A 16,782-nucleotide genomic window follows, 5' to 3' on the forward strand; every position below is an offset into this window, starting at 1 on the left:
AATATGCCATCAAGCTACAGCGAAGAGGATATTACATTTTTACTGCGCGATCTAAGTCATATTGAGATGGAACACAGTACAGCAGAACGAGAACGACGTATTCAACAAGGTACTAATTACGCTGAAATGTTACCTGTAGAAGTGCAACCAAATGAACGTTATATGGAGCTGTTTTATCAAACATTAGCGCAATATGCTCCAGACATTGCAGCGGCTGTCGGCGTAGTAGCAGAAAAAATTCTTGCAAAGAAACCACTTGAACAGTTAGTTCTTGTCAGCTTAGCACGGGCTGGTACACCGATTGGTATTTTACTCAAACGTTATTATGCATATAAATATCGTATTTCTGTCCCTCATTACTCAATCTCGATTATTCGCGAACGAGGGATTGACGAAACAGCGTTACTTTACATCGTCAATCACCACCCGCAAAGTCACATCCAATTTATTGATGGTTGGACAGGAAAAGGGGCGATTACAAAAGAATTAACAGCTGGTTGTCAAACGTTTAATGAGACGTATAACAAGGCGATTGATGCCACATTAGCAGTTTTAGCTGATCCAGCATATTGTGCCGATATTTATGGTACACGTGAAGATTTCTTCATTCCTTCTGCTTGTTTAAATTCAACGGTTTCAGGGCTTGTGAGTCGTACCGTATTAAATAAGCTGTACTTAAAAGAGGGTGATTTTCATGGGGCAAAATATTACGGTGAACTCGCACAAGCGGATGTATCGGTGCACTATATTGAGACAGTTGTAGCGCAGTTTGACATGGTCGAAAAGGCAATTAAAGAGGAATTACAAGTGCCGATACAGCCAACGAATTGGCAAGGTATGCAAGCTGTAGAGAAAATTCAGCAACGCTTTACTATAAAAAATATAAACCATATTAAACCCGGTATTGGCGAAACGACGCGGGTATTATTGAGACGTGTACCGTGGAAAATTCTAGTGAATCCAGCGTTTGAACAACATTTAGAGCATATTTATTTACTCGCACAAGAACGGGGTGTGCCCGTTGAGCCGTATCCCGATATGAGTTATGCATGCTGTGGTTTGATAAAGGAGATGAAATAATGCGTATTTTAACGACCGATTTAGATCGGACACTTATTTTCTCAAAACGCACCGTCAATCGTCCGTTAAGTGAATTAATTTGTGTAGAATATGTAGACGGCGAAGCATTATCTTTTATTTCACATGAAACTGAGCAAGCTTTACGTCAATTATCGGGTGACGCCTTCGTCATTCCTGTTACGACACGTGCTGGGCATCAATATGAGCGAATTGAGTTATTTCAACGTGTCTATAAACCACCATATGCCATTGTAGCGAATGGCGGTATTGTGTTGAAGGATGGAAAACGAGACACACAGTGGGATGCCATCATGCAACAATTATTAGCAGAAAGCATGCCGTTTCATGAAATGGCACACATATTTGCAACCGATTGGCAACATCCGATGTTTCAGCAAATAGCAGATGCAGATCAACTCTTTTATGTGTTAATGCTTGAAAAAGAGAAAATAGATTGGGATTGTCTAAACGACTTGCGAGATCGTATGGAAAGAGTAGGGTGGAGTAGTTATATAAATGGCCGTAAGCTATATGTGTTACCGAAATGTTTGACGAAGGAACGAGCCGTGCAATATGTGTTAGAGCAAATGCCGTATACAATACATTATGCTGCGGGCGATTCCATTATGGACTTAGGGATGCTAGAGCTAACGGATCTGGCGTTTACCCCAGCACATGGTGAGCTGTTTAAGGAAAAAGGGTACGATGTAGCGGCCACTGTCATAGAAGATCCAGGGGTTTGTTTTACGGAACAATTATTGTTGAAATTTAATGAGAAAGTAAATGTGTAAAGGCATCGTTTAATTGCATATTTTGCTAAGCATCAAAGCGCACAATTAGTGAATGGCTTGAATGCTTAGAATGGAGGGGCTATCCAATATGGGGTGGCTCTTTTTTTAATTCAGGTGGAGGATACGCTTGTTATATAAAGATTACTATTACAAATAAAACATACTTGACTAATAGGTATTATAAGAATAGAATGCATATAATAGATAAATACAACTTCAGGGGGTAGACAGAATGGATTGGATTGTAGTTGCTAACGTTGTAGTACTACTTGCTTTCGTCGTACTGCTTTATGTGTTAAAGCAAAAGCATTTAAAATTTTCAACGCGTGTATTTATTGCGTTAGGCTTAGGGATTTTATTAGGTGTAGGGTTACAGTTCGTTTACGGCGCAGGCGCAGAAGAAATTACAAATACGGTGCTATGGTATAACATTATTGGCACAGGTTATGTAAAACTACTGCAAATGATTGCGATGCCATTAATCTTTATTTCGATTTTGGTAGCCTTTACGAAAATGAATCTTGGTAAAAACTTTGGTAAAGTGGCAGGACTGATTTTAGCCATTTTAATTGGTACGACAGCTGTTTCGGCAGTTGTAGGGATTACGGCTACCACATTATTTGATTTACAAGCAGATCAAATTTTACAAGGGGAAGCGGAGGTTGCACGTGGTGAGGCAATCGTAGAGCGTGCAGAAACGGCCGTTTTACCACTGCCTACTCAAATTTTAGAGCTATTCCCGGCAAATCCATTTTTAGATTTAACAGGCGCACGTTCAACTTCAACGATTTCAGTAGTCATTTTTGCGGCATTTCTTGGTTTTGCCTACTTACAAGTAAAACGTAAGGATGAAGAAATCGCGAGTGTGATTAAAAAAGGAATTGATGCGATTTATGCTTTAATTATGGGCGTTGTGCGCATCGTATTACAGCTAACGCCATACGGGATTTTAGCGATTATGGCACGTACAGTAGCAATCAGTGATTTTGGCGCGATTTATAATCTAGGGAAGTTTGTATTAGCGAGCTATGTTGCATTAATGATTGTATTCATCATTCATCTCATCATATTATCAGTAACAGGGTTAAATCCAGTAACTTATGTGAAGAAATCAGCAGAAACATTATTATTCGCCTTCACATCACGCACATCAGCAGGTGCATTACCGATGAATATTGCTACACAAACATCTCGTTTAGGGGTACCAGAAGGCATTGCTAATTTCTCAGGTTCATTCGGTTTATCGATTGGTCAAAATGGATGTGCAGGTGTTTATCCAGCTATGTTAGCGGTGATGATTGCACCAACAGTAGGCATTAATCCATTATCACCTGGATTTTTAGTATCGGTTGTAGCCATTGTAGCGATAAGCTCATTCGGTGTAGCGGGCGTAGGCGGTGGTGCTACATTCGCGGCCATTTTAGTGTTATCGGCGCTTGATTTACCGATTGCACTCGCAGGGGTATTGATTTCAGTGGAGCCATTAATCGATATGGGACGTACGGCATTAAACGTCAGTGGTTCCATGACAGCAGGTGTGACAACAGCACGCTTAACAGGAGAGTTAAATACAGACATATACAATACACCGCATGATGGCAAACCATTAGCGGAAGTATAAAAAAACGGGACATCTCGCAACTGGAGGTGTCCCATTTTTTTAAAATAAAATATGCGCAATCGCTGCAACGATCGGAATCGAAATAATTGTACGGATTAAGAAGATAACGAATAAATCCCATAGTTTTAATGGTAGCTTCGTTCCTAAAATTAACCCACCTACTTCTGACAGATAGACTAACTGTGTAACAGAAATTGTTGCGATAAAGAAGCGTGTTAATTCGGATTCGATACCGGCACCTAAAATAGAAGGTAATAGCATATCTGCAAAGCCGACAATCATTGTTTGTGCTGCTTCACCCGCTTCAGGGATTTGTAGTAACGCTAAAATAGGCTCAAACGGCATCCCTAAAATTTTAAAGAAGCTTGTGAATTCTGCTAGCACTAATGCAATCGTACCGAACGCCATAATGACAGGGGTAACGGCAAACCACATTTCTAGTACGTTTTTAAAACCACTCGCAACGATCTTGCCTAAGTTTTTATTTGAATCTGCTTTTGATAGTGCATTGTGTAAACCGAATGTGACCGCATTAAAATTAGCTGGCACATCTTCATGATTTTCTGGAAGCTTTGAACCGTCAATTAACGTATCGGCTTTACGAGAAAGCGGGAAAATACGCGGCATAATTAACGCTAAAAGGATCCCTGTGAAAATGACAGCACCATAAAACTCTAAGAAGTAATGACTCATGCCAATCGTTTCAAGTACAACGATACAGAACGTAATTGATACAACGGAGAATGTTGTTGCAATGACAGCCGCTTCACGACCTGTATAGTTTTTATCTTCATATTGCTTCGCTGTTAGTAACACACCAATTGTGCCATCTCCAACCCAAGAAGCTAAACAATCAATTGCTGCGCGACCAGGGACTTTGAAAACAGGACGCATAATCTTCACCATCATGGAACCGAAGAACTCAAGTAAACCGAAGTCCGTTAATAATGGTAATAAAAGTCCAGCAAATAAAAATAACGTAAACATAAATGTGACTAAACCGCCATCTGGTGTAATGAGTAACCCAGCTGTATAGTCAGAGATAAAACTTTCAGGACCTACTTGGAATAAGTACATACCTGCAAATACAACAGCAAGTACACGCATCATTGTCCAGAACCAGTGGACGCGGAAGAGCGCATCCATTAATGTACGTGGTCCTTTTTGGGGGACAATATGCATCACAACAGAACCGAGTGCTGCGATAATAAATGTGCCAAATGCAAACCAATGAATAAATGGTTCTACTTTTCCAGCTAACCAATTCGCTAAAATAGCAATGGGTACTTTTAAACCGTCAGCTGTTGAAATCGGTGTAATAAATAAAAATACCCCAACGGCAGAGAGTGCTAAGAAAAGAAACCACGTATAAGCCGAAAATTTCTTCATGTATAATAACCTCTTTAAATTGTAGTTTTGAATATTTATACACTATATATGCTTTATATACAATTGTCTACTATTTTAAATGAAGACGAATTATTCTGATAATATGAGTGCATACGATTTGTATACACGGTTAGAAAAAGTTGGATTTACTGTGTGGGGACTTTAAAAAGAAAGGCTATATTAAGGTTTTACTGGCGTTTTGGGGAAGTGTTTGAAAAATATAAAAAGTGTATAAAAAAACGCATACACGCATGTGAAAAAGCGGGCTACTATACGCCCGCTTTTAGAATGAATTATAAAAATGCACTATCCATTGAATTATTGATTTCATCTTCATGACGGATAATATAGAACTTTTCAACATTTAACCAGCTTTCGCTCATCGGTTGACCCTCTTCTATGCGTTTTGTCGTTTCAGCCATCATCCAGGCAGTTTGGGACATATGCGCACGTAAGGCAGCCAGTTTATCCATCTTTACACTACTTACATCTAAATGGATATGCGCCTCGCCATTGCGTGCCACGGTATCATTCGCGAAGCCAACCGCCCAAATTTTTGGCCGTTCACTTTTTGGCATACGACGAACTGCCTCTACGACCGCACGTGCTGTCGCTTCATGGTCTGGATGCACAGAGAAGCCTGGCAAGAAGGTGAAAATTAAAGATGGGTTTAACTCTTCAATTAAATCCGTTACGAGTTTCACCATTTTTTCATCATCTTCAAATTCAATTGTTTTATCACGGAAGCCCATCATGCGAAAATCTTGAATCCCCATTGCCTCACAAGCTGCTTTTAATTCAACGCGACGAATTTCAGGCAATGACTCACGTGTTGCAAATGGTGGGTTCCCTAAGTTGCGTCCCATTTCCCCAAGCGTTAAACACGCATATGTAACAGGTACTCCCATATTAGCTGATAGGCGAACAGCTCCTGCACATGTAAATGCTTCATCATCTGGGTGTGGGAATACGAGTAAAATTTGACGTTCTTTTTGTAATGTCATCAACGCGTCACTCCTTAATATGAAAATGGCGTTTCACTAATTTCAAGTGCAATCGCTAATTTCCCGGTATTGTCTAGTCCAGCCATCAATAGTCTGCCTTGTTCATCCAGTTGGTAATGGGTAATTCCCTGTGCATATACCCAGCCATGCGCCATTTTTAAGCCGACACGATGAGGTGCTTCGCCCACGACTTTGCCGAGTTCGTAGCAAATACGTGCATTCCGAATAAATGCACCTGCATTAAAGAAATTGGCGTCGTAATGTGTGGCATAAGAGCCGTTTGTTGTTTCTAGGTGAATGTATACATCTTTGTTCGCAAAAGAATTAAGTAAATCCTGGAGCGCATCAACTTGTACTTCCTTCATCTCAATTCTCCTTTCGAATCTGTCTATCTATAAGTATAGTAAATATTTTCTATAGATGAAAAGGAAAAGGCGTACTTTTTTTAAGTATGCCTTTTGAGGTACCGGGGAAGTACCGGGGAAGTACCACCGAGGTGCCACCGAAGTACCGGGTACCTCGGTGGTACAATGGTCGGAAAATGAAAAAGATAAATGGTCAGAGAGCAATTCACTTGCGAAAACCATATCAACCAACTACGTTAAAGAATGAGGTGATTCGTATGAAAGAAGTATTTGAAAATGAATGGCAACATATTCTGCAAGAAGAATTTGAAAAAACATATTACGAAAACTTACGGGAATTTGTTGCAGCTGAATACAGTCAAAATGTTGTTTATCCACCGCAAGAGGAAGTAATGAATGCATTGCACACGACAAGCTTTTCAGATGTGAAAGTTGTCATTTTAGGACAAGACCCGTATCACGGACCAAATCAAGCACACGGCATGAGCTTTTCTGTAAAGCCTGGTGTGCCGCAGCCACCAAGCTTAAAAAACATGCTAAAAGAATTGCAAGATGATGTAGGATGCACGATGCCAAATCACGGGTATTTAATGAATTGGGCTGAGCAAGGTGTCCTGTTGTTAAATACAGTATTAACAGTTCGCGCAGGGGAAGCTAATTCACATAAAGGAAAAGGATGGGAGCAGTTTACAGATGCGATCATTACGAAGTTAGCCGAGCGACCAGAGCCGATTATTTTTGTGCTATGGGGACGACCTGCACAAACGAAAAAGTCGATTATTGCGCGTCATCCGCAACATGTGATATTAGAAGCGCCACACCCAAGCCCATTAAGTGCGCACCGTGGATTTTTTGGTAGTAAACCATATTCCAAAATTAATGCCCAACTGATCGCTTGGGGCAAAACACCAATCGATTGGCAGTTATAATGAAAGTGCCTTTTTTCTCTATTGGAAACGTGGTAAAGTGGTAAGGAAAGCGAGGGAGTGCGATGAAGATTAATTGTTTTAAATGTGCGTATTTTAAAGTGACATGGGATCCGGTAAATCCGCGAGGGTGTCAAGCATACGGCTTTAAAACAAAACAGCTTCCTTCCGTCGTCGTGAAGCAATCGTCAGGGATGGATTGCTTAAAGTTTGTACCAAAGCAAGGAGGACAATGATGATTTCCTATGAAGCAATGATTGTGCAAATGGAGCAATTAGTACAAAACGCTAAACATGCGCAGGACGAGCAACAAATGCGTGAGCAATTAACAGCGGTAAAAGCTTTATGTGATATTGTACTTGGACAAAGAAACTTAAAAATGGAACAAACGGCTATGCCATCAGCTACAGTACAGCTGCCTGTTATGCGACAAGCAAATCTTTCCGATAAACTACAGGAATCCGATGCGAACGGCGATTCGATTTTTGATTTTTAGAATGAAAGAGGTTCTAGTATGAAAGGTTCAATTATTTCTGGCGCAGTGCATGGGTTTTTAGCCGTATCATTAGGAGCATTTGGTGCACATGCACTTGAAAACGTATTAGATGATTATAGTGAGGGCATTTGGAATACTGCGGTACAGTATCAAATGTTCCATGCGACAGCACTTATTCTGATTGGTATTTTAATGAGCGCTAAATTATTTGGGGAAGCAAAGCAATTAAAAATTGCGATGGTTTGTATGAATTTAGGGATTGTTTTCTTCTCAGGTAGTTTATTTGTGTTAGCGTTATCAGGGATTGGTGTGTTAGGAGCGATTACGCCAATTGGTGGTGTATTATTTTTAATTGGTTGGAGTATGCTCATTACTGCAACACTCAAAGCAACAAAATAAGACGTAAGACCCTTTATTTTTATGTGAATTAAAAATAGAGGGTATTTTTTTGAGATTAAGTATAATGAATTTTTAGAATTGAACGATATTTAGTATAGGAGTAGGAGGATTGGGATAAATGGAGCGGTTATTTAGTTTGTTGGAACAGCATTATGAAGAGATGGTAGCCATTAGACGCTATTTACACGAACGACCTGAGCTTTCATTTCAAGAGGTGCATACACCAAAGTATATCGCTAATTTTCATCGCGAGCTTGGATTAGAAGTGAGAGAGCATGTTGGAGAGCGTGGTGTTGTTGCGACACTTCGCGGAGGAAAACCTGGAAAAACGGTGGCATTGCGTGCGGACTTTGATGCGCTGGCCATTCAAGAGTTGAACGATATTCCATATAAGTCCAAAAATGACGGTGTGATGCATGCTTGTGGTCATGATGGTCATACAGCAACACTGCTCGTTTTAGCGAAATGTTTAGCGGAAATGAAAGAAGAAATCGCAGGGAATATTGTTTTTATTCATCAACATGCGGAAGAAATCGCGCCAGGTGGAGCGAAGGCCATGATAGAAGATGGCTGTTTAGAAGGGGTAGATGTGATTTTTGGTACACATCTTTGGGCGCCGACGCCATTAGGGGATATTTTAGTCCGTGATGGGGCGATTATGGCAGCAGCTGACCGTTTTGAAATAATAATTCAAGGAAAAGGGGGACACGGGGCAGAGCCGCACCATTCCGTTGATGCGATTGTGCTAGGTGCACAGTTTGTCACACAGCTACAAACGATTGTTTCACGTCGGATTGATCCGCTCCAATCAGCTGTTATTTCGGTCGGAAATTTTGAAGCAATCAATCCATTTAATGTTATTGCCGATACCGTGAAAATTCAAGGAACGGTTCGCACATTTGAGGAATCAGTACGAGAACAAATCGTAGAGGAAGTCGAACGATTATTAAAATCAATTTGTCTTGGGGCAGATGCATCCTATACATATCAGTACTACCGAGGATATCCACCAGTAGTGAATCACCAAAAGGAAACCGATTTTGTAGCAACTATCGCACGCAATATCCCAGCGGTGGAAAATGTCATTACATGTCCGCCGTTTATGATAGGGGAAGACTTTGCTTACTATATGCAACATGTACCCGGTACGTTTTTCTTTACAGGTGCTAAAAATCCAGCATGGGAAACGGCTTATCCTCACCATCATGCAAAATTTGATTTTGATGAGCGTGCGATGTTAATAGCTTCAAAAGTACTAGGTAATGTAACTTTAGATTATTTATTAGGGCAATTGTAAATGTAATGTAAAGGTATAAATTTAGTTGAAAATACCTATAAAAGAGGTAAAAAAATATTGGAATGCTCATTTGTGTAGAAAATATGCAATTAATAACGTAAAAGTTATAAAATGTACTGAAGTGATAATGAAAAATATAAAATAGGTTTTTGGGAGGAAATTAGATGAGTGTAGGTGCGAAATTAAATACAGCTTTTTATTCCATTATCATTCTACTATGTGTGTCGATCGGGATAACCTTTTGGAATTTATCCAATATAGAAGAAAAGACCGATGAGGCTTTAGATAATCGTGTCGTACAAATTCGTATTCTTGACCAAGTTCGCGTTGATTTAGGAATGCAAGGATTATTTGCACGTGCTTTAATCATTGAGACAACAGATAAAAATCGTGAGAATTTATTAATGTATGCGGAAGATTTAGATCAACGTATTTTGGAATTAAAAGACTTATTTACAAGTGGAATCATGCAAGGCTATTGGGATGAAATGAATGGACATAATAATGATTTCAATGCAATAGTTAAAGAAGTATTGGCAGCTATTGATGCAGGGGAGTTAGAACGCGCAAAAACAATAGTCAATACACAATTAGCAGATGCGAATGCAGGCATTTTAACAGTTGCTAATAACATGGTCGAGTATCAGGAAAAACAAATCGAACTGATTAAAGAAGATACAAATAGTGCAATAAAAATGTCTCGAACTATATCAATTATTATATTAGTGGTTAGTATATTCATTAGTATCTTATTAATACTTTACGTTCGTCGTACGATTACATCGCCATTAAAAGTAGTGATGCAATCTGCACATATTATTGCAGAGGGTGACCTTTCTCAGCCAGATGTCGCATTCAAGTCAAAAGATGAAATTGGTCAATTAGCTACTGTGTTTAATAGTATGAAAAATAATTTACGTAACCTGATTCAAAATGTACAAGCGAACGCAGAGCAGTTAAGTGCATCAGCTGAAGAGTTATCTGCAAGTGCAGAGGAAATTACAGCAACGACGGAAGAAGTCACACGTCAAGTAACGAATGCATCAGAAGTAGCACAAGGTTCTTCCCGCGCTGCAGGTGAAAGTTCGGTTGCGATGGAAGAAACAGCTCAAGGTGTACAACGGATTGCCGAAGCGTCCCAAACACTGCATTCTTCATCGCTTGATGCAAGTGAAACAGCTACACATGGTCAAGAAATCATTGAGCATGCACAGAAGCAAATGAGCGTTATCAATGATTCAACCGCAACGGTCAATGATTTAGTTCAGAAACTGGCGAAACAAACAGAAGAAATTGGCAATATCACGAAAGTCATTACAGATATTACAGAACAAACAAATCTTTTAGCACTAAATGCAGCCATCGAAGCAGCACGTGCAGGTGAGCATGGTAAAGGCTTTGCCGTTGTGGCAGATGAGGTGCGTAAACTCGCTGAGGAGTCTAAGGCATCTGCAAACTCCATCACGGCATTAACAATGGAAATTAAAACAGATACAGAAAACGTAGAACGTGCTGTAGAAAACTCACTTGTTTCTGTGAAAGATGGTGTCAATATCATTACAGAAGCAGGGGATTCGTTCCACGGGATTGTCAATGCGGTAGAAGTGATGACGACACAAATTCAAGAGATTTCCGCAACAGCTGAACAAATTTCTGCAAGTGCAGAGGAAGTTTCCGCTTCCGTAAATGAAATTGCTAACGGTGCGGAAATAGCATCAGGTAATATTGCTACTATCGCATCTGCAATGGAAGAACAAGTTTCAACAATGGATGAAGTAAGTGGGGTAGCCAACACATTAAGTGAAAATGCACAAAACTTACAATCGGAAGTACAACGATTTAAAGTGTAAAGGAAAAGCGCAGGTCTCATTCATTTGAGACCCGCGCTTTTTATTGTTGTCTTGGTGTAAAGTAATTCAATTCTTCGTCAAACTCTGCATAGTCGAAATAAATCATTGGGAATAAGAAGCGGTGATTTGTTCGCAGTTCACGTAAAATGACATGGTCACGTCCTGCAGCCTCTACTACGCCACGCACTACTTTTGTTTTCTGACCATCTACTACATTTTCAAACGAAAAATAAAAATTCCCGGGTTTGCCGCGGTTTAAGCGTAAAATATTTTCGATATAGGATTCCTCACGTAGTTGAGGGGTAGTCATTTGTTGACCTGGAAATTGAGCTGCATAACCGCCTTGCTGTGGATTCCAATAATAAGTCAATGCTTTCTTCCTTTCCTTTTTAAATCGTTCAACAATCAGATTCCATTAGCGCAAAGAAACAACGTAACTTGAACCGCCTAGAGGTTAGTAGACTGTTCGTTTAATGGTACGAATATCTCTAACGTCAAGACAATAAGCACGTACGCGATTGACAACAGTGATAGGCGTACCTCCTTCTGTCATTAATATATGTTTGAATAAAAAAAAGTTCACAAAATAAAGCGAAACTTCAATTAGTGGGTTTTTGACACACAGGACGTGATGTATTTTAGCTCCCGCTGATTGAGAGAGGAACGCCACAACGCCTGCGTGAATAACGTCCTGTTGCCCTTCATCAATCGGGCTAGTTGATTTCTCACTTATGCGGATAAAATAATTCCCATTGTAAAGCGCACATGATACATTAAATGATATAATGTGACGAAATTGTGACAGGTGATAAAAAAGACGCATAAAGAATAAATAACATTAAAGGTAAACAAATAAACACTCAAGGGAGTGAATATAGTGCAAATCGAGAGATGGGTAGGTATGTTCGTTAGTGCGATCGCTGCTTTTGTCATTGGCCATTTGTATGATCAACCGTTGCATTGGTATTTATTTATTTTGATGTTAGTTCTCGGTGTGTTTATTAACTTAGTCATTATTATTTTAAAGGCAGAAGAAGATAGTGTATAAAAGCTTGGGGATAAAGTATGGGCGATTAGATAGACAGTTGCATTTGGAACGGGTATTTTTAAATTGACGATAGTTTAGAAATGGCAAGTAAATTCGGAAATTAAGCAAGTAAATTTTAAAATTAGGCAATTAAATAGAAAAACCTCGCGCAATGTTCAAATTGCACGAGGTTTTTTATTATACAGTCAGGAATTGTACGAGCTTTTCGTTGTCTAAAAGGTTACCAACAAAGAATGAGCCGAACTCGCCGTAACGCGCTGATACTTCATCAAAGCGCATTTCGTATACTAATTTTTTGAATTGTAATACATCGTCAGCGAATAATGTCACGCCCCATTCGTGATCGTCAAAGCCAACAGAACCTGTAATGATTTGTTTAACTTTTCCTGCATAGCCGCGACCAATCATACCGTGAGAACGCATTAGGCTTTTGCGCTCATCCATTGATAGCATGTACCAGTTGTCGTTCCCTTGACGGCGCTTGTCCATTGGGTAGAAGCACACGTATTTCGAACGTGGTAGCTCTGGGTATAGACGTGCACGAACATGTGGGTTTTGGTATGGATCTTCGTTTGATTCGCCTGCTAAGTAGTTCGATAATTCCACTACTGAAACGTAAGAGTATGTTGGCACTGTAAAGTCCGCAATCGCTAATTTATTGAACGCTGCTTCGATTTCTTGCAGCTCGTCCATTGTTTCACGAAGCGTCATAACCATAAAGTCTGCTTTTTGACCAACAATCGCGTAAAAGGCATGTGCACCCGTTTTTGCCACATCTGCTTCATTTAGTTTTTCTAAGTATTGAATAAACTCATCAACTGCTGCTTTGCGCTCCTCCTCAGAAACTAACTTCCAAGAAGCCCAGTCGATTGAACGGAAATCATGTAAAGCGTACCAGCCGTCTAGTGTAATAGCTGCTTCATTCATTGTGTAAGACACTCCTTTTATGGATAATTATTCACAGTTAGTGTAACACAAGTAGTGAACATTTCGTTATGAGAAACTACAAAAACAAGTAAATTCACCAATTTGACATGAGTTGAAAATGCAGTATGCTAAGTGTAGTCAATTCGTAAGGAGTTATAAACAATGAATCGTTTTTTGATAGAAACAAACTGGCGTTTTATCGATCAATCACTCACGATGCTCACGCACTCACCGCTTGAATCATTTGCAATGGATGATACACTTTGCCATGTAACAGGGCATGCAAGCAGTCCACCTGTTATTCGGACATGGGTACATCAGGAATCGGTTGTACTCGGTATTCAGGATCATCGCTTACCGCATATCGAGGAAGGAATGGCGTTGTTACGCGCGCGCGGGTACGAGCCGATTGTACGAAACTCTGGTGGACTAGCTGTTGTGCTCGATCCCGGTGTGTTAAATGTGTCCATTGTATTTAGTGAGAGCGAGCCGACAAGTATCGATCAAGCATTTAGTTATATGGTAGATTTAGTGAAAGCGATTTTTCCAAAAGTAGCCGATCAAATTGAAGCCTATGAAATTGTAGGCTCGTATTGTCCAGGTACATTTGATTTAAGTATCGGGGGTAAAAAATTTGCAGGGATTTCACAGCGTCGTATGCAAAATGGTATCGCTGTACAAATCTATTTATGTATTGAAGGCAGTGGTAGTGAACGAGCAGCGCTTATTCGTGATTTTTATGCTGTGAGTTTACAAGGGGAGAAAACGAAATTTACGTATCCGACAGTAGTGCCCGAAGTGATGGCATCCATGCAAGAGCTGACAGGCGAACCGATGACTGTTGCGGACGTCAATATACGAATCCAGCAATTATTGATGGCATGGAATTCGAACACAGTGCTATTACCACTACAAGAGTCAGAGTTAGCATTATATGCGCATTATTTAGAGCGCATTTATAAGCGCAATGCTGTATTACTGAAAGGCTGATAAACTGATAAACAAAAAAACAGGGAGCCTGCTTATTGCAGTTGCTCCCCGTTTTCTGGTTGTGGTGCGGAAGCTATTAAATTACCGTTTCGCTCCATTTTAAATACAGGTGCTACACGTTCTTCCTCTGTGTCTAATGTAACAAGGCGACGTGCACGATTCATAATGTTGACAAACTGTTCATAGTCTTCTTTGATTTCTCTGTTTTCGCGTTCCAGTCGTGCCACTTCCTGCTCTAACTCTTTTAACTTGTCTGTCGAGATATTGGCCATATGACGCCATTTAGCTACTTCTGTTTCTGCTGAACTAGTATGTTGCAAACGTGCTAAATAGGCAATCACAATATCGAGTGATAATGCAGATAAAGGAATGGTACGTCCTTCTTCTTCATTGGCAGATGGAAGTAGATAGATTTGTTGAGCGCGACGTTTACCGATCGAGCCAAGGACACGAAGGCGTTCTTTCCGCTCTTTTTTCGCTTCTGATAATTCCTTCTCATAAAAACGACGAACAACGGCATTCCAACGAAAACCACAGGCTGCTGCAGTACGGTTTAATGCATCACCAGCTTCCTCAAAAGCATTTAATTGTGTACTACCTTCTTTTACATGTCTTAATACGGCTTCGGCTAATAGTTCATCATTTTCTTTTAACCAAGCATCTTGTCTTACTTTTACCATGGAAAATCCCCCTAACTTTATAATTTCACTATTAATATGACCTGATTTACGAGAGTTTATTCCTTCTTTTTTTTTTAAGTGAAAAATAGCTTCAGACCTTTGACCGATAAACACTGTTTTCTCTTGAATCTAGCTTGATGTATGAGCTACAATAGGAAAGATTAAAATGCAAAAAAACTGCTTATGAAAGCGTAAAATAGTATAGAAAGGGTGTTGACACTATGGCAAACATCTTTCACGTTTGCGATGAATGTCAGGCCGTTAATTTAAAAACGTTAATTCCAAAACTAAAAGATATAGATCCAGAAGCAACGATTGAAATTGGCTGTCATTCATATTGCGGACCAGGCCGCAAAAAAACATTTACATTTGTCAATAACCGTCCCGTAGCTGCTCTGACAGAAGATGAGCTCATGGAAAAAGTTATGGCAAAGCTAAAGAAGTAATGTACATGAGGTTGTTCATCTAGTATGAACAATCTCTTTTTGTTAATGCTAAAGTAGCATGTCTTTCATATAATAAAAGTAACAATTAGTTGGAGGAGGTACAGAAGATGGATTATGCAACAGCGAAACTAGCAGAAGAAAAAGTATTTAAAGACCCTGTGCATCGTTATGTGCATGTGCGCGACCAAGTCATTTGGGATTTAATCGGCACATGCGAGTTTCAACGTTTACGCAGGATCCGTCAGTTAGGTACTACATATTTAGTATTTCATGGGGCTGAACATAGTCGTTTTACGCATTCGCTTGGTGTATATGAAATTGTGCGACGCATTATTGATGATGTGTTTAGTGGTCGACCCGAGTGGGATAATAATGAGCGCTTATTAGCACTGTGCGCGGCATTATTGCATGATTTAGGACATGGACCGTTTTCCCATGCATTTGAGGCGGTGTTTGGTACAGACCATGAGCAATACACACGCGCCATCTTGCTTGGCGATACAGAAGTAAATGCGGTGCTCCGAAAAGTCGGAAAAGGGTTCCCAGAGTTAGTGGCTCAAGTCATTGATAATAACTATACAAATCAGCAAGTCGTGAGCCTGATCTCCAGTCAAATTGATGCAGACCGCATGGATTACTTGCAGCGAGATGCGTATTTTACAGGCGTAAGCTATGGGCATTTTGATATGGAGCGTATTTTACGTGTTATGCGTCCACGAAAAGATATGGTCGTCATTAAATCGAGCGGGATGCATGCGATTGAGGATTATATTATGTCGCGCTATCAAATGTACTTGCAAATCTATTTTCATCCCGTGTCTCGGAGTGCGGAAGCGGTTCTGAATCATATTTTAAAACGTGCGAAAAAGCTAAGTGAAGAAAATTATCAATTTACATTTGAACCGGTACACTTCAGGCCGTTCTTTCATGGAGAAGTATCACTTCAACAATATTTAGCGTTAGATGAAAGTATTATGCTGACATACTTCCAATTTTGGATGGATGAAACCGACCCGATTTTAAGTGATTTATGCCGTCGCTTTATAAACCGTGACTTATTCGAACATATGGATTTAAATCCAGCGGAGGAACCAGAACGCTATGCATGGCTAGTCGAGCAAGTAAAAGCGATTGGTCTGGACCCCGAATACTATATAAAGCCCGATTCCACATCGGATTTACCCTATGACTTTTACCGTCCAGGCGTCGTGCCAACGAAAAGGCCGATTTACTTGGAAATGCCAAGCGGGGAAATCCGTGAGTTAGCCGAGCAATCGCATATTGTCTCTGCGATGGCGAACAATATTAAGGTCGACTACAAAGTGTATTACCCGAAGGAAATTCATTTCTTAGGTTAAACACACCCCCTACACTTGGGCAGATCATTCAAGGGTAGGGGGTGTTTGTTAAAATAAATGATTTTACATCCCCTACTAGTGTCAAATCGCGAAATTGACATACAACTTAATTTTA

19 protein-coding genes are annotated in these 16,782 nt (G+C 40.0%); 13 read left to right on the forward strand and 6 right to left on the reverse strand.

The window, feature by feature from the left end:
- The first annotated feature begins 3 nt into the window (after positions 1-3).
- The 3 genes from ACQQ2I_RS02650 (at position 4) to ACQQ2I_RS02660 (ending at position 3,492) form a co-directional block, all read left to right on the forward strand.
- Positions 4-1,080: a cysteine protease StiP family protein gene (locus tag ACQQ2I_RS02650; RefSeq protein ID WP_431030432.1), complete on the forward strand. Its 1,077-nt coding sequence runs from the start codon at positions 4-6 to the stop codon at positions 1,078-1,080.
- Positions 1,080-1,871, forward strand: coding sequence for an HAD family hydrolase (locus ACQQ2I_RS02655; RefSeq protein WP_431029018.1), 792 nt, complete (start codon positions 1,080-1,082; stop codon positions 1,869-1,871). Before ACQQ2I_RS02650 ends, ACQQ2I_RS02655 begins: the two co-directional genes overlap by 1 nt.
- A 232-nt stretch (positions 1,872-2,103) precedes the next feature.
- Complete coding sequence (locus ACQQ2I_RS02660; protein WP_431029019.1) at positions 2,104-3,492, forward strand: L-cystine transporter; 1,389 nt, start codon at positions 2,104-2,106, stop codon at positions 3,490-3,492.
- A 39-nt stretch (positions 3,493-3,531) separates the two neighbouring features.
- Here the strand turns inward: ACQQ2I_RS02660 and ACQQ2I_RS02665 are convergent, their stop codons facing one another.
- The 3 genes from ACQQ2I_RS02665 to ACQQ2I_RS02675 form a co-directional block, all read right to left on the reverse strand.
- Positions 3,532-4,881: a YjiH family protein gene (locus ACQQ2I_RS02665; protein WP_431029020.1), complete on the reverse strand. Its 1,350-nt coding sequence runs from the start codon at positions 4,879-4,881 to the stop codon at positions 3,532-3,534.
- Positions 4,882-5,174: 293 nt separating this feature from the next.
- Positions 5,175-5,885, reverse strand: coding sequence for a bacillithiol biosynthesis deacetylase BshB2 (gene bshB2 / locus ACQQ2I_RS02670; RefSeq protein WP_431029021.1), 711 nt, complete (start codon positions 5,883-5,885; stop codon positions 5,175-5,177).
- A 14-nt stretch (positions 5,886-5,899) separates the two neighbouring features.
- Positions 5,900-6,250: a YojF family protein gene (locus tag ACQQ2I_RS02675; protein WP_391367835.1), complete on the reverse strand. Its 351-nt coding sequence runs from the start codon at positions 6,248-6,250 to the stop codon at positions 5,900-5,902.
- Positions 6,251-6,507: 257 nt separating this feature from the next.
- Between ACQQ2I_RS02675 and ACQQ2I_RS02680 the strand changes: the two genes are divergently transcribed.
- From ACQQ2I_RS02680 to ACQQ2I_RS02705, 6 genes are all read left to right on the forward strand, one after another.
- A complete protein-coding gene (locus ACQQ2I_RS02680; protein ID WP_431029022.1) occupies positions 6,508-7,179 on the forward strand; it encodes a uracil-DNA glycosylase in 672 nt (223 codons plus the stop codon).
- 62 nt (positions 7,180-7,241) lie between these two features.
- Positions 7,242-7,412 (forward strand): uracil-DNA glycosylase, encoded by a 171-nt coding sequence (locus ACQQ2I_RS02685; RefSeq protein ID WP_431029023.1) that lies wholly within the window; start codon positions 7,242-7,244, stop codon positions 7,410-7,412.
- Entirely contained in the window at positions 7,409-7,672 is a 264-nt protein-coding gene (locus ACQQ2I_RS02690) for a YwdI family protein (RefSeq protein ID WP_431029024.1), read from the forward strand. The genes ACQQ2I_RS02685 and ACQQ2I_RS02690 overlap by 4 nt, the downstream gene beginning before the upstream one ends.
- A gap of 18 nt (positions 7,673-7,690) precedes the next feature.
- On the forward strand, positions 7,691-8,071 hold the full coding sequence (locus ACQQ2I_RS02695; RefSeq protein WP_431029025.1) for a DUF423 domain-containing protein: 381 nt from the start codon (positions 7,691-7,693) through the stop codon (positions 8,069-8,071).
- A 118-nt stretch (positions 8,072-8,189) separates the two neighbouring features.
- Complete coding sequence (locus ACQQ2I_RS02700) at positions 8,190-9,368, forward strand: M20 family metallopeptidase (RefSeq protein ID WP_431029026.1); 1,179 nt, start codon at positions 8,190-8,192, stop codon at positions 9,366-9,368.
- Positions 9,369-9,532: 164 nt separating this feature from the next.
- A complete protein-coding gene (locus ACQQ2I_RS02705) occupies positions 9,533-11,218 on the forward strand; it encodes a methyl-accepting chemotaxis protein (protein ID WP_431029027.1) in 1,686 nt (561 codons plus the stop codon).
- 40 nt (positions 11,219-11,258) lie between these two features.
- On the opposite strand, the gene gerQ is transcribed toward ACQQ2I_RS02705, so the two are convergent.
- A complete protein-coding gene (gene gerQ, locus ACQQ2I_RS02710; RefSeq protein WP_431030433.1) occupies positions 11,259-11,528 on the reverse strand; it encodes a spore coat protein GerQ in 270 nt (89 codons plus the stop codon).
- Positions 11,529-12,095: 567 nt separating this feature from the next.
- On the opposite strand from gerQ, the gene ACQQ2I_RS02715 reads away from it, so the two are divergent.
- Complete coding sequence (locus tag ACQQ2I_RS02715) at positions 12,096-12,266, forward strand: hypothetical protein (RefSeq protein WP_391367819.1); 171 nt, start codon at positions 12,096-12,098, stop codon at positions 12,264-12,266.
- 177 nt (positions 12,267-12,443) lie between these two features.
- Here the strand turns inward: ACQQ2I_RS02715 and hemQ are convergent, their stop codons facing one another.
- A complete protein-coding gene (gene hemQ / locus ACQQ2I_RS02720; protein ID WP_431029028.1) occupies positions 12,444-13,193 on the reverse strand; it encodes a hydrogen peroxide-dependent heme synthase in 750 nt (249 codons plus the stop codon).
- 162 nt (positions 13,194-13,355) lie between these two features.
- Between hemQ and ACQQ2I_RS02725 the strand changes: the two genes are divergently transcribed.
- Positions 13,356-14,183, forward strand: a complete 828-nt coding sequence (locus tag ACQQ2I_RS02725) for a lipoate--protein ligase family protein (protein ID WP_431029029.1) — start codon at positions 13,356-13,358, stop codon at positions 14,181-14,183.
- Positions 14,184-14,215: 32 nt separating this feature from the next.
- On the opposite strand, the gene ACQQ2I_RS02730 is transcribed toward ACQQ2I_RS02725, so the two are convergent.
- On the reverse strand, positions 14,216-14,863 hold the full coding sequence (locus ACQQ2I_RS02730; protein WP_391367810.1) for an RsfA family transcriptional regulator: 648 nt from the start codon (positions 14,861-14,863) through the stop codon (positions 14,216-14,218).
- A 221-nt stretch (positions 14,864-15,084) separates the two neighbouring features.
- On the opposite strand from ACQQ2I_RS02730, the gene ACQQ2I_RS02735 reads away from it, so the two are divergent.
- Both ACQQ2I_RS02735 and ACQQ2I_RS02740 read left to right on the forward strand, forming a co-directional pair.
- Complete coding sequence (locus ACQQ2I_RS02735) at positions 15,085-15,309, forward strand: DUF1450 domain-containing protein (protein ID WP_431029030.1); 225 nt, start codon at positions 15,085-15,087, stop codon at positions 15,307-15,309.
- 107 nt (positions 15,310-15,416) lie between these two features.
- Positions 15,417-16,667: an HD domain-containing protein gene (locus ACQQ2I_RS02740; protein ID WP_431029031.1), complete on the forward strand. Its 1,251-nt coding sequence runs from the start codon at positions 15,417-15,419 to the stop codon at positions 16,665-16,667.
- Positions 16,668-16,782: the final 115 nt, after the last annotated feature.

Origin of the sequence: Lysinibacillus sp. LZ02 (genome assembly GCF_050613145.1) — a bacterium.
Lineage (GTDB): Bacteria > Bacillota > Bacilli > Bacillales_A > Planococcaceae > Lysinibacillus_B.

What these genes read in the sequence shown, in the direction of transcription:
- gerQ (WP_431030433.1), bottom strand. Translation starts at nt 11,528, where the DNA reads ATGACTACCCCTCAACTACGTGAGGAATCCTATATCGAAAATATTTTA.
- ACQQ2I_RS02685 (WP_431029023.1), top strand. Translation starts at nt 7,242, where the DNA reads ATGAAGATTAATTGTTTTAAATGTGCGTATTTTAAAGTGACATGGGAT.
- ACQQ2I_RS02675 (WP_391367835.1), bottom strand. Translation starts at nt 6,250, where the DNA reads ATGAAGGAAGTACAAGTTGATGCGCTCCAGGATTTACTTAATTCTTTT.
- ACQQ2I_RS02705 (WP_431029027.1), top strand. Translation starts at nt 9,533, where the DNA reads ATGAGTGTAGGTGCGAAATTAAATACAGCTTTTTATTCCATTATCATT.
- ACQQ2I_RS02695 (WP_431029025.1), top strand. Translation starts at nt 7,691, where the DNA reads ATGAAAGGTTCAATTATTTCTGGCGCAGTGCATGGGTTTTTAGCCGTA.
- ACQQ2I_RS02665 (WP_431029020.1), bottom strand. Translation starts at nt 4,881, where the DNA reads ATGAAGAAATTTTCGGCTTATACGTGGTTTCTTTTCTTAGCACTCTCT.
- ACQQ2I_RS02680 (WP_431029022.1), top strand. Translation starts at nt 6,508, where the DNA reads ATGAAAGAAGTATTTGAAAATGAATGGCAACATATTCTGCAAGAAGAA.
- ACQQ2I_RS02650 (WP_431030432.1), top strand. Translation starts at nt 4, where the DNA reads ATGCCATCAAGCTACAGCGAAGAGGATATTACATTTTTACTGCGCGAT.
- ACQQ2I_RS02700 (WP_431029026.1), top strand. Translation starts at nt 8,190, where the DNA reads ATGGAGCGGTTATTTAGTTTGTTGGAACAGCATTATGAAGAGATGGTA.
- ACQQ2I_RS02740 (WP_431029031.1), top strand. Translation starts at nt 15,417, where the DNA reads ATGGATTATGCAACAGCGAAACTAGCAGAAGAAAAAGTATTTAAAGAC.
- ACQQ2I_RS02725 (WP_431029029.1), top strand. Translation starts at nt 13,356, where the DNA reads ATGAATCGTTTTTTGATAGAAACAAACTGGCGTTTTATCGATCAATCA.
- bshB2 (WP_431029021.1), bottom strand. Translation starts at nt 5,885, where the DNA reads ATGACATTACAAAAAGAACGTCAAATTTTACTCGTATTCCCACACCCA.
- ACQQ2I_RS02660 (WP_431029019.1), top strand. Translation starts at nt 2,104, where the DNA reads ATGGATTGGATTGTAGTTGCTAACGTTGTAGTACTACTTGCTTTCGTC.
- ACQQ2I_RS02730 (WP_391367810.1), bottom strand. Translation starts at nt 14,863, where the DNA reads ATGGTAAAAGTAAGACAAGATGCTTGGTTAAAAGAAAATGATGAACTA.
- ACQQ2I_RS02655 (WP_431029018.1), top strand. Translation starts at nt 1,080, where the DNA reads ATGCGTATTTTAACGACCGATTTAGATCGGACACTTATTTTCTCAAAA.
- ACQQ2I_RS02690 (WP_431029024.1), top strand. Translation starts at nt 7,409, where the DNA reads ATGATGATTTCCTATGAAGCAATGATTGTGCAAATGGAGCAATTAGTA.
- ACQQ2I_RS02735 (WP_431029030.1), top strand. Translation starts at nt 15,085, where the DNA reads ATGGCAAACATCTTTCACGTTTGCGATGAATGTCAGGCCGTTAATTTA.
- hemQ (WP_431029028.1), bottom strand. Translation starts at nt 13,193, where the DNA reads ATGAATGAAGCAGCTATTACACTAGACGGCTGGTACGCTTTACATGAT.